Here is an 11,989-nt window from a genome sequence, read left to right on the forward strand (position 1 = left end):
GATCCATTGCTTTATCTGAACTATGTCCGGTCGAACTGCAGGCATGCTGACCTGCGGCCAGAGCACGGGAGAGAGTGCTGAGCGTCTTGAACCTCGCGGCAGGCGACGGGGGATACCACCCGCCCTCACTGTCCGACTTTTACCCAGATTCTGTTCTGTTCGAAGGCACGATCTTCGAACTGGATCGTCTGATGCTGATCCGTCTGTTGATGTCCGCGGTCCTTGTAATCGTGTTCATGCTCGCCTTCCGGAGCCCGAAGCTGGTTCCGCGCGGTCTGCAGAACGTCGCCGAATACGGACTGGACTTCGTTCGGATCCAGATCGCCGAGAGCATTCTCGGGAAAGAGAACGGGAAGCGTTTTCTCCCGATCCTCACAACGATCTTCTTCGCGGTGCTGTTCATGAACTTCTCGGGCATCATCCCCGTGCTGAACATCTCGTCCAACGGTCTGATCGGCATGCCGATCGTCCTGGCCGCGCTGGCCTACATCGTCTTCAACTATGTGGGTATCAAGAAGTACGGCTTTTTCGGATACGTCAAGGCCAGCATCGTGGTGCCCGATGTGCCGCCCGCACTGCACATCTTGTTGATCCCGATCGAGTTCCTGTCGACCTTCATCTTGCGGCCGTTCACACTGACCGTCCGTCTGTTGGCCAACATGATGGCCGGCCACATCATGTTGGTACTGTTCTTCAGCGCCACCCAGTACTTCTTCTTCACCACGGAAGCCTGGACCTGGGTGTTCGGTTTCCCGGCACTCATCGGCGGCATCGCATTCACATTCTTTGAGCTGCTCGTGATCGGGCTTCAGGCGTACATCTTCGCCTTGCTCACGGCCGTCTACATCGACCTGGCCGACCACGCCGCAGACCACTGACCGAAGCTCCACCCAGATTCATCACGACCAACAAGCTGACCGCTGCGACTAACCCTCGTCCAGCGGATCAAGAAGAAAGGGATCCAACACCATGAGCAACCTCGCGCAAGTTACCGGTGAGATCAGCGAACTGAACTTCGGTGCCATCGGCTACGGCCTCGCCGCCATCGGCCCCGGTATCGGTGTCGGTATCGTCGTCGGCAAGACCATCGAGGGAACCGCCCGTCAGCCCGAGCTGGCCGGACAGTTGCGTACCATCATGTTCCTTGGTATCGCATTCACCGAAGCGCTGGCCTTGATCGGCTTGGTTGCCGGCTTCATCTTCTGATCCGATGAGTGCCAACTCCTTGATTCTCGCCGCAGAAGAGGAATCACATAATCCTCTTCTGCCTGCGACCTACGACATCGTCTGGTCCATCGTGGCCTTGGCGGTTGTGGGACTCGTCTTCTGGAAGTTCGTTCTTCCACGTGCTCAGAAAGTCCTCGAAGAGCGCACCGACGGCATCGTCGGTGGACTCAAGCGGGCTGCAGATGCACAACTCGAAGCCGACGCCCTGCTCAAGCAGCGTGAAGAGCAGCTGCTCGAAACCCGCGCGGTTGCGGCTCAGATTCGTGAGGACGCACGGCTCCGCGGGCAAGAGATCATCGCCGAGCTCCGGACCCAGGGTGAAGCGGAGAGCGCGCGCATCGTCGCCGCCGGCCGCTCGCAACTGCGGGCCGAGCGCGATCAGATCGTCGCCGAACTTCGTGCCGACCTCGGTCGCACCGCCGTTGACCTGGCGGAGAAGATCGTCGGCGAGCACCTCGAAGACAGTGTCAAGCGTGGCCAGACCGTCGACCGGTTCCTGGCTGATCTCGACGCTACTTCTGCGCAGAGGAAGTGAAGCCAATGTACGCAGCCAGCCGCGACGCTTTGAGTGGTACCCGGACAGTCCTGGCCGAGACGATTTCAGCTGCAGGCGGCGACACCGCCACGGCCGCGCAGCAGATCGGTTCTGATCTGTTCGCGGTTGTCGGGTTCCTCGACAGCGAGCGATCGTTGCGTACCGCTTTCGGCGACATCTCCGCACCGGTGGATGTCCGGCAGGGTCTGGCCAACCAGTTGTTCGGTAGCCAGATCGAGGCCGGCGCACTTGCGGTTGTCGTGGAGGCGGTCGGCCGTGACTGGTCGAACACCTCTGATCTGCTCAGCGGGCTCGAACTGCTCGGACGCGAGGCATACCTCAAGTCCGCGTCCGAATCCGGCGCGCTCGACAGGATCGAGGAAGAACTCTTCTTGCTCGGCCGTCAGGTCGCCGGTCACCCCGACCTCGAGATCGTCCTCGCGGACAAGTCGCGGTCGGCGAAGGCTCGCCAGGAACTGCTGGCGACGCTGACCACCGGCAAGGTGTCAGCGATCACCGAAGCACTCGCGCAGCAGGCCATCGGCCGGTTGTTCGACGAAAAACCGGCCGATGTACTCGACGCTTTGTCAAACTTGGCCGCCGGTCAGCGGGATCGACTGGTCGCGAAGGTCCGGGCGTCCGTCGATTTGACGGGTTCGCAGGTCGAGGCCTTGACGGCCACTCTGACGCGCATCTACAACCAGCCGATCGTCACGCACATCGTGGTCGACCAGGACCTGCTCTCGGGCATGGTCATCAGGGTCGGCGACGAGGTCATCGACGGCTCAGGTGCCGGAAGACTGGCCACGATCCGCAAGTCGCTGGGCTGAAGATTCCGTTCGGACCGATGCGCACCACACCGATTCCACAAAACTCACGACCACGCAGGAAGAGCAGGGCAAGAATATGGCGGAGTTGACGATCACCTCCGATGAGATCCGAAGTGCGATTGAAACCTACACCTCGAATTTCTCAACGGAAGTTGCACGCGACGAGGTCGGGTATGTCACTGACACCAGTGACGGAATCGCACACATCAGCGGACTGCCGTCCGCGATGGCGAACGAACTCCTCGAGTTCCCCGGCGGCGTCCTCGGCGTCGCACTGAACCTTGACGAATCCGAGATCGGTGCAGTCATCCTCGGTGACTACAACACTCTCGAAGAAGGCCAGGAAGTCCGCCGTACCGGCGACGTGCTGTCGGTCCCCGTCGGCGACAACTTCCTCGGTCGCGTTGTGGACCCGCTCGGCAAGCCGATCGACGGCCGCGGTGACATCGCCTCGTCGGAGAACCGCGTCCTCGAACTCCAGGCGGCTTCGGTGCTCGAGCGCCAGCCCGTCGAGGAGTCGCTGGCAACGGGCATCAAGGCCATCGACGCCATGACCGCGATCGGTCGTGGACAGCGTCAGCTGATCATCGGCGACCGCAAGACCGGCAAGACCGCGGTCTGCATCGACGCGATCCTGAACCAGAAGGCCAACTGGGAGACCGGCGACCCCACCAAGCAGGTTCGCTGCATCTATGTGGCAATCGGCCAGAAGGGTTCGACCATCGCGGGCGTCAAGACCGCTCTCGAAGAGTCGGGCGCCATGGAGTACACCACCATCGTGGCTGCTCCCGCCTCTGATTCGGCCGGCTTCAAGTGGCTCGCTCCCTACACCGGCTCGGCCATCGGCCAGCACTGGATGTACGAGGGCAAGCATGTCCTCATCGTGTTCGACGATCTGTCGAAGCAGGCCGAGGCCTACCGCGCCATTTCGCTGCTGCTGCGTCGTCCGCCGGGCCGCGAGGCGTACCCCGGTGACGTTTTCTACTTGCACTCGCGTCTGCTCGAGCGTTGCGCCAAGTTGTCGGATGCCATGGGCGGTGGATCGATGACGGGACTGCCGATCATCGAGACCAAGGCCAACGACGTCTCGGCCTTCATCCCGACCAACGTGATCTCGATCACCGACGGTCAGGTGTTCCTCGAGTCCGACCTGTTCAACAAGGGAGTTCGTCCGGCCATCAACGTCGGTACGTCCGTCTCCCGTGTCGGTGGCGCCGCACAGACCAAGGGCCTCAAGAAGGTCTCGGGTTCGCTGCGTCTGGAGCTCGCTCAGTTCCGTGAGCTGGAAGCCTTCTCGGCCTTCGCCTCCGACCTGGACGATGCCTCGAAGGCTCAGCTCGATCGTGGTGCGCGCTGGGTGGAACTGCTCAAGCAGGATCAGTTCTCGCCTGTCTCCGTCGAGGATCAGATCGTCTCGATCTACCTCGCCGGCGAAGGCCACTTCGACTCGGTCGACGTCGACGAGGTTCGTCGTTACGAGTCGGAACTGCTGAACGAGCTGCACCGCTCGGCATCGGGCGTCTACGAGACCATCGCGGGCGGCAAGGCACTGACCGACGAAGCTGCCCACGCACTCGTGAAGGAAGCCGACTCGTTCAAGGAGACCTTCTGGGCCGCCGAGAAGTCTCAGGTCGTGAACGAGGCCGCCGCGTCCGCTCTCGCCGCAGACAAGGTCGAGGACGAGACCGTCAAAGTTCGCAAGTCCTAGGGAATCGGTTTGATGATTGGCAAAGGTTTGATGGGCCGGAAAGGGCTGTGACAGTAGATGGCTAGCATTCGCGAGCTACGTTCGCGCATCCGGTCTGTGCAATCGACCAAGAAGATCACGAAGGCACAGGAGCTGATCGCGACTTCGCGCATCACCAAGGCTCAGGCACGTGTGGCGGCCTCGAAGCCGTACTCGGAGGAGATCACTGCGGTCCTCTCCGAGCTGGCTTCGAGCGCCACCTCGCTCACCCACCCGTTGCTGACGGCACGGGACGAGCCGAAACGTGCTGCGGTGCTGATCGTGACCAGCGACCGCGGCATGTGCGGCGGTTACAACTCGAATGTGCTGCGCGAAGCCCGCCAGCTGATCGAGTTGCTGACAGACGAGGGCAAAGATGTTGTCCTCTTCGTCACCGGGCAGAAGGGCACCACGTACTTCACGTTCCGGAAGATGCCGCTGGCGGGAAACTGGACCGGTTTCTCACAGCAGCCGGGTTACACGGACGCCTGGGGTGCCTCCGAGCACCTGATCGACCTCTTCATGGCGGGATCGGGCACCTCGATCGAGGCTCCTGACGGCGGAGAGATCGAAGGCGTCGATGAGCTGCACATCGTGTACACCCGCTTCGTGAGCATGCTGACGCAGACCCCGGTGGTCCGTCGTGTTGCTCCTCTGGTCGTCGCAGCCGACGAGACCGGGGAGAGCACCGGACCGGCCCGCAACTACGAGTTCGAGCCGAGTGCCGAAACATTGTTGGACGCGTTGCTTCCGAAATATGTTGCGACCCGGGTGTTCTCGGCACTGCTCGACTCGGCTGCCTCGGAATCGGCTGCTCGCCGGACCGCGATGAAGGCGGCCACAGACAACGCCGAAGAGTTGGTCACCACCTTGTCCCGCGAGGCCAACCAGCTCCGACAGGCAAAGATCACCCAGGAGATCAGCGAGATCGTCGGTGGTGTAGATGCCCTTGCGTAACCGGACTCGACAGTTTTCAGGCAATCGGCCGGCCCGATCGCAGCTCGCGACACATGCCAATGCCATCGTCACAGAGGAAGAGACATCATGACCACAACTGAAACCCAAACTTCCCAGACGGGTTCTGCTGGGCTGACTGGCCGCGTCGTGCGTGTCATCGGTCCGGTCGTCGACGTGGAGTTCCCGCGCGGCGCCATCCCGCCGCTGTTCAACGCACTGCACGCCGACATCGCGCTGAAGTCGGTTGCCAAGACCCTGACGCTCGAGGTTGCTCAGCACCTCGGCGACAACCTGGTCCGCACCATCTCGATGCAGCCGACCGACGGTCTGACCCGCGGCACCGAGGTGACCGACACCGACAAGCCGATCTCGGTTCCCGTCGGTGACGTCGTCAAGGGCCACGTGTTCAACGCACTCGGCGATTGCCTCGACGCACCGGGCACCGGTCGCGACGGCGAGCAGTGGGGCATCCACCGGAAGCCCCCGGCCTTCGATCAGCTTGAGGGCAAGACCGAGATCCTCGAGACCGGCATCAAGGTCATCGACCTGCTGACCCCGTACGTCAAGGGCGGCAAGATCGGTCTGTTCGGTGGTGCCGGTGTCGGCAAGACCGTTCTGATCCAGGAGATGATCACCCGTATCGCTCGCGAGTTCTCCGGCACCTCGGTGTTCGCCGGCGTCGGTGAGCGTACTCGTGAGGGCACCGACCTCCACCTCGAAATGGAGGAGATGGGCGTCCTGCAGGACACCGCGCTGGTGTTCGGCCAGATGGACGAGCCGCCGGGCACGCGTATGCGCGTCGCTCTGTCCGCGTTGACGATGGCGGAGTACTTCCGTGACGTCAAGCGTCAGGACGTGCTGCTGTTCATCGACAACATCTTCCGTTTCACGCAGGCCGGTTCCGAGGTCTCCACGCTGCTCGGCCGTATGCCGTCCGCCGTTGGCTACCAGCCGACCCTGGCCGACGAGATGGGTGAGCTCCAGGAGCGCATCACCTCGACGCGTGGTAACTCGATCACCTCGCTGCAGGCCATCTACGTGCCCGCCGACGACTACACCGACCCGGCGCCGGCTACCACGTTCGCCCACCTGGATGCCACCACGGAGCTCTCGCGTCCGATTTCGCAGCTCGGTATCTACCCCGCTGTGGACCCGCTGACGTCGACTTCGCGCATCCTCGAGGCCTCGATCGTCGGGGACGAGCACTTCCGCGTCGCCAACGAGGTCAAGCGAATCCTGCAGAAGTACAAGGAACTTCAGGACATCATCGCGATTCTCGGTATGGATGAGCTTTCTGAGGAAGACAAGATCACCGTGCAGCGTGCGCGTCGGATCCAGAAGTTCCTCGGCCAGAACTTCATCGTTGCCGAGAAGTTCACCGGTCAGACGGGTTCGGTTGTGCCGCTCGCGGACACGATCGAGGCTTTCGACAAGGTCGCCAAGGGCGAATACGATCATCTTCCCGAGCAGGCGTTCAACAGCTGCGGTGGACTCGACGACGTCGAGGCCGCTGCCAAGAAGATCACCGGAAAGTGACATCACCCGATGCCTGACACGCCATTTCACGTCGAGTTGGTCGCGGTTGAATCGCGTATCTACTCCGGCGAAGCAACGTTCGTATCGGCGCAGACCACTGAGGGTGCCATCGGTCTGCTCGCCAATCACGAAGCCACGCTGGGGCAGTTGGCACCGGGCGGGTACGTCGCGATCGACGAGGTCGATGGCAATCGCCGCGTGGCAGCTGTTCAGGGTGGCTTCATCTCGGTGACCGGTGAGGTCGTCACGATCCTCGCCGAGTCCGCCGAGTGGGCGCGGGATGTCGATGAGGCCGCGGAGCGTTCGGTACTCGAGTCTGCCGAAAAGGGTAGCGTCGAGTATCTGCGTGCGGAATCTCGTCTGCGCGCGGTGGAAGTACTGCAGCAAGTCAAATAAGGTTCCGATCGAATGGCATCCTGAAAGAGCAGGGCCACTCGAATGGCCGTACGGCTTTCGGTCCCCGCAAACTTCACACGAGTTTGCGGGGACCGCTGTATTTTTGCGGGGGCTGAAGGAGGTGTCGTCTGTGGACTGGAATCTTGTTGCCCTTGCGGTGGTAGTGCTCATCGTCGCGTTCGTGCTGTACATGCTCTACCGGATCAACGAACTGCGTGGTTCGGGTACGTCCGCGTTGCTGCGTGAGCTACCTGCAGACGACGGTCGTGCCTGGCGCCACGGTGTGGTGCGGTACGACGACAACGCACTCGAGTACTTCCGTCTGCGTCGGGTGCTTCCGGGTCCGCAGCGGCTGGTACTGCGTCAGGCCGTGACGGTCAGTGGCCGCAGGTCACCGACCGCGTCCGAAGCGGACTTCCTCGACGAGAACATGGTGATCCTCGAGTTGGCCGACCGTGGCGGAGATTTCGAACTCGCCCTCGACAGCGGCGGCGTGACCGCATTCCAGTCGTGGCTGGAGTCGCGGCCGTCCCTGCGGGCAGAGCGCCGACGCCGCGACGACTGACACAGACATCCTCGATAGAACAAGCCCAGACCGCAAACGGTCTGGGCTTTTGTCGTCTGGGTGAATCAAGATGTGTGATCAATCCTCCTGCAGCGCAGCCTATTTGCTGTCGGGATCGTCGCTGTCAGGATTGTCGCTCTCGGGGCTCGTGGTGCCGGTCGCCTTGTCCGACTGCGCGCGGGTGCGCTGCTCGCCGGGCTGCCAGAGGATGTCCCCGCCGGGGTTGGCGATCCTGGACAGGATGAACAGGAGATCGGACAGGCGGTTGAGGTACTGCGCCGGCAGTGGACTGGTGTTGTCCGGAAATGCTTCGATTGCCGCCCACGCCGTGCGCTCGGCGCGGCGGGTGACGGTGCGGGCGACGTGCAGGTAGGCGCTCAGCGGGCTGCCACCGGGCAGGATGAACGAGTTGAGAGGTTCGAGCTGGTCGGTGAAGTGATCACACCAGACCTCGAGGTCGTCGATATAGCTCTGCAGGATGCGCAGCGGCGGATACTTCGGATCCTCGACGACCGGGGTCGAGAGGTCGGCGCCGGCATCGAACAGGTCGTTCTGGACGCGCTGGAGGACGTCGGCGATCTCGGCGCTGGGGTTGCCCATCGCGAGCGCGACGCCGATGGCGGCGTTGGCCTCATCGCAATCGGCGTAGGCGAGCACGCGGGGATCATTCTTGGACACACGCGAAAAGTCGCTGAGTCCAGTGGTTCCCGCATCGCCGGTCCGGGTGTAGATGCGGGTGAGATGAACAGCCATGACAGCAAACCTACCCGGTATCCTCGCAGTGGTAATGGCCCCGTCTGGTCAGGGCCGCGACCACTACTTGCGGGAGACACCGTTGGCACCACAGGCATTCTCCATCGAACGTTCCATCACGATCGCGGCTCCGGCCGAGGCCATCTTCCCGTTCATCGTGGACTTTCATCAGTGGAAGCTCTGGTCGCCGTGGGAGGGCCTGGATCCGGCGCTCGAACGGACGTATGGCGGCCCTGCGGGCGCCGTGGGCGGCACCTATGCCTGGAAAGGGAATCGTAAGGCGGGCCAGGGTTCGATGAAGGTCACCGATGTCGATGAACCCGATTCGGTGTCGGTGCAGTTGGACTTCCTCAAGCCGTTCAAGGCGTCGAATCGGGCGGTGTTCACCCTCACCGAGGATCCCGCTGCGGCCGGAACGGTGGTCCGTTGGACGATGACCGGTGAAAATGCCGGGCTGGCAAAGTTTTTCGCGAAGATCGTGTCCACGGACAAGCTGGTGGGCCGAGATTTCGAGAGGGGACTGGCCTCTCTGAAGCTCGTCGCCGAGAATCGGTGATGGCTATGGCGGGTCGTCTCCGGCGGCCGGTGACCGGTCGCCTAGGCTACGTTCGTGGTTGATGATCGTTTTCTGGTGACCGGAGGCGCACGACTGACCGGTGAGGTCGACGTCGTGGGTGCCAAGAACAGCGTTCTGAAGCTGATGGCGGCGGCATTGCTCGCCGAGGGCAGGACGACCATCACCAATTGCCCGCAGATCCTCGATGTTCCGCTGATGGCGGAGGTCTTGCGCGGCCTGGGCGCCGAAGTCAGTTACGCCGGCGACACGGTGGTGATCGATACGCCGGCAGAACCGAGTTTCCACGCCGACTTCGATGCGGTGAAGCAATTCCGGGCGTCGGTCTGTGTGCTCGGACCACTGGTGGCACGTTGTCACCGGGCTGTTGTCGCTCTGCCAGGCGGGGATGCGATCGGTTCGCGTCCGCTCGACATGCACCAGGCCGGCCTGCGCCTGCTCGGCGCGCACAGCGTGATCGAACACGGTTGTGTGGTCGCCGAAGCGGACAAGCTGATCGGTGCGCCGATCAGCCTGGAGTTCCCGTCTGTCGGTGCCACCGAGAACATCCTGATGGCGGCGGTGCTGGCCGAAGGGGTGACCACCATCGACAACGCGGCGCGCGAGCCCGAGATCGTCGATCTGTGCGTCATGTTGCAGCAGATGGGCGCCAAGATCAGCGGAGAAGGTACGTCGACGCTGACGGTCGAGGGCGTCGAGCGGCTGACCCCGGTGACCCACCGTGTGATCGGCGACCGGATCGTCGGCGCGACCTGGGCGATAGCTGCGGTGATGACCCGCGGCGACATCACGGTCCGGGGCGTCGATCCACTACATCTGCAGCTGGTGCTGTCCAAGCTCGCGGGCGCGGGCGCGAAAGTCACACAATTCGATGACGGGTTCCGTGTGGTCCAGGAGGACCGGCCCGTCGCGGTCAACTACTCGACGCTGCCGTTTCCGGGTTTCCCGACCGATCTTCAGCCGATGGCCATCGGATTGGCCGCCATCAGCGAAGGCATGTCGGTGATCACCGAGAACGTCTTCGAGGCACGATTCCGGTTTGTCGAAGAGATGGTCCGGCTCGGCGCGGACGCGCGGACCGACGGCCATCATGCGGTCATCCGGGGTATCGAACAGCTCTCGAGTGCACCGGTCTGGAGTTCGGACATCCGCGCCGGGGCCGGACTGGTACTCGCGGGTCTGGTTGCCGATGGGGTGACCGAGGTCCACGACGTCTCGCACATCGACCGGGGCTATCCCGATTTCGTGGAGATCATGCGCAGCCTTGGCGGTGAGATCGTCCGCGTGACGATGGATTCGACGCCGGGCTACTGACCTCGGGCTATTGATACGGCCGGGTGACCGGCGACGCGTACTGTGACCCGCTACCGCACCTGACCCTTTGGGCAGGTGCGGTAGCTGTCGGTCCGGACGTTTTTGACCGGGGCGCGGACAGGTGACCTTGTCGCGCGTGTGACCTGGGCAACATCCTTGTGGGGCAACAGTTTTTGCCCTCGAACAAGGAGAGTCAGGCCATGGCCATCGAGCTCAACCAGATCTGGGATTTCCCCATCAACGAATTTCATCCTTTCCCCAAAGCCAAGCTTGGTGTGGGCGCCCACGACATGATCGGTGTCGAGGCGAAGGATCTCGGGATGTCCCGGGTCCTGCTCATGACCACTGGCCTGCGCGGTTCGGGGATCATCGAAGAATTGATCGGCAAGATCGAGTACCAGGGCGTCGACGTGGTGCTCTACGACAAGGTGGAGTCCAACCCCAAGGACTACAACTGCATGGACGCCGCCGCGCTGTACCAATCGGAGAAGTGCGACGGAATCATCTCTGTCGGCGGCGGCTCGAGCCATGACGCGGCCAAGGGCGCCCGGATGGTGATCGCCCACGACGGTCGCAACATCAACGAGTTCGAAGGATTCTCGAAGGCGACCAACAAAGAGAACCCGAAGCACATCGCGGTGTCGACCACGGCCGGCACGGGGTCGGAGACTTCATGGGCGTACGTCATCACCGACACCTCCGACATGAACAACCCCCACAAGTGGGTGGCGTTCGATGACACCTGCCTTGTCGATCTGGCGATGGACGACCCGCTGCTGTACTACTCGTGCCCCGAGCACTTCACCGCGTTCTGTGGGTTCGACGTCCTGGCACACGCCAGTGAGCCGTACGTGTCGCGGCTGGATTTCGCACCGTCACTGGGCAACGCGAAGTATTCGATCGAACTGATCGCCCAGCATCTGCGGACCGCGGTATACGACCCCCGCAACCTCGAAGCCCGCACCGGCATGATGCACGCGCAATACATTGCGGCACAGGCATTCAACTCAGGTGGCCTGGGTCTGGTCCACTCGATGTCGCACGCTGTGAGCGCGTTCTACGACAGTCATCACGGTCTGAACAACGCCATCGCGTTGCCGCGTGTCTGGGAGTACAACCTGCCGTCCCGCTTCGAGCGCTACGCCGACATCGCGGCCCTGATGGGCGTGGACACCTCGAAGATGACCACCGTCCAGGCGGCAGACGCCGCGGTCGAAGAGGCGATCCGTTTGTCGAAGGACCTCGGTATCCCCGACAACTTCGGCGAATTGCGGACAGACAGCTACGACAAGAACCGGATGAACACCGGCAAGTACGAGGGTCGCGGCGAGAAGATGGACACATCGGACAAGCAGATCCAGGCCGTTGCCGAACACATGATGGGCGACTGGTGCACACCGGGCAACCCGCGTGAATCCACCGTCAACTCGCTGATCCCGATGGTCACCCACGCCTTCACCGGTTCGTACTGACATCCGGTAGGCGCTGCCAAGGCAAACAACAGGGAAGGACGGCATGACCGAGTTGGCGGAAGTAGCTTATTCCGGCGGTAGCGAAAATGGTTCGGGTTCTGTGG

Annotated in this window: 13 protein-coding genes; 12 read left to right on the forward strand and 1 reads right to left on the reverse strand. The window is 62.6% G+C overall.

Annotation, left to right across the window (positions count from 1 at the left end; all coding sequences use genetic code 11):
• Positions 1–74: 74 nt before the first annotated feature.
• From atpB to VIQ49_RS18560, 9 genes are all read left to right on the forward strand, one after another.
• Positions 75–878, forward strand: a complete 804-nt coding sequence (atpB, locus tag VIQ49_RS18520; protein ID WP_331887236.1) for a F0F1 ATP synthase subunit A — start codon at positions 75–77, stop codon at positions 876–878.
• 91 nt (positions 879–969) lie between these two features.
• Positions 970–1,206, forward strand: coding sequence for an ATP synthase F0 subunit C (locus VIQ49_RS18525; protein WP_331887238.1), 237 nt, complete (start codon positions 970–972; stop codon positions 1,204–1,206).
• 4 nt (positions 1,207–1,210) lie between these two features.
• The gene (locus VIQ49_RS18530) at positions 1,211–1,762 is read left to right on the forward strand and encodes a F0F1 ATP synthase subunit B (RefSeq protein WP_331887240.1); all 552 of its coding nucleotides are present in this window, start codon (positions 1,211–1,213) and stop codon (positions 1,760–1,762) included.
• A gap of 5 nt (positions 1,763–1,767) precedes the next feature.
• Complete coding sequence (locus VIQ49_RS18535; protein WP_331887242.1) at positions 1,768–2,592, forward strand: F0F1 ATP synthase subunit delta; 825 nt, start codon at positions 1,768–1,770, stop codon at positions 2,590–2,592.
• A 76-nt stretch (positions 2,593–2,668) separates the two neighbouring features.
• Positions 2,669–4,300, forward strand: a complete 1,632-nt coding sequence (gene atpA, locus VIQ49_RS18540; RefSeq protein WP_331887244.1) for a F0F1 ATP synthase subunit alpha — start codon at positions 2,669–2,671, stop codon at positions 4,298–4,300.
• Between the two features lie 57 nt (positions 4,301–4,357).
• Positions 4,358–5,275, forward strand: a complete 918-nt coding sequence (locus VIQ49_RS18545) for a F0F1 ATP synthase subunit gamma (RefSeq protein WP_331887246.1) — start codon at positions 4,358–4,360, stop codon at positions 5,273–5,275.
• Positions 5,276–5,362: 87 nt separating this feature from the next.
• Positions 5,363–6,811 (forward strand): F0F1 ATP synthase subunit beta, encoded by a 1,449-nt coding sequence (gene atpD, locus VIQ49_RS18550; RefSeq protein WP_331887248.1) that lies wholly within the window; start codon positions 5,363–5,365, stop codon positions 6,809–6,811.
• Positions 6,812–6,820: 9 nt separating this feature from the next.
• Entirely contained in the window at positions 6,821–7,207 is a 387-nt protein-coding gene (locus VIQ49_RS18555) for a F0F1 ATP synthase subunit epsilon (RefSeq protein WP_331887250.1), read from the forward strand.
• A gap of 130 nt (positions 7,208–7,337) precedes the next feature.
• Positions 7,338–7,772 (forward strand): DUF2550 domain-containing protein, encoded by a 435-nt coding sequence (locus tag VIQ49_RS18560; protein WP_331887252.1) that lies wholly within the window; start codon positions 7,338–7,340, stop codon positions 7,770–7,772.
• A 99-nt stretch (positions 7,773–7,871) separates the two neighbouring features.
• Here the strand turns inward: VIQ49_RS18560 and VIQ49_RS18565 are convergent, their stop codons facing one another.
• Entirely contained in the window at positions 7,872–8,525 is a 654-nt protein-coding gene (locus tag VIQ49_RS18565; protein ID WP_331887254.1) for a cob(I)yrinic acid a,c-diamide adenosyltransferase, read from the reverse strand.
• Between VIQ49_RS18565 and VIQ49_RS18570 the strand changes: the two genes are divergently transcribed.
• The 3 genes from VIQ49_RS18570 (at position 8,524) to mdo (ending at position 11,885) form a co-directional block, all read left to right on the forward strand.
• Positions 8,524–9,081: an SRPBCC family protein gene (locus VIQ49_RS18570; RefSeq protein ID WP_331887256.1), complete on the forward strand. Its 558-nt coding sequence runs from the start codon at positions 8,524–8,526 to the stop codon at positions 9,079–9,081. The two genes, VIQ49_RS18565 and VIQ49_RS18570, sit on opposite strands and share 2 nt — an antisense overlap.
• 54 nt (positions 9,082–9,135) lie before the next feature.
• Positions 9,136–10,413, forward strand: a complete 1,278-nt coding sequence (gene murA / locus VIQ49_RS18575; protein ID WP_331887258.1) for a UDP-N-acetylglucosamine 1-carboxyvinyltransferase — start codon at positions 9,136–9,138, stop codon at positions 10,411–10,413.
• Between the two features lie 200 nt (positions 10,414–10,613).
• Positions 10,614–11,885, forward strand: coding sequence for an NDMA-dependent methanol dehydrogenase (gene mdo, locus VIQ49_RS18580; RefSeq protein WP_331887260.1), 1,272 nt, complete (start codon positions 10,614–10,616; stop codon positions 11,883–11,885).
• Positions 11,886–11,989 lie beyond the last annotated feature (104 nt).

It is taken from the genome of Williamsia sp. (genome assembly GCF_036566845.1).
Classification (GTDB): Bacteria; Actinomycetota; Actinomycetes; order Mycobacteriales; family Mycobacteriaceae; genus Williamsia.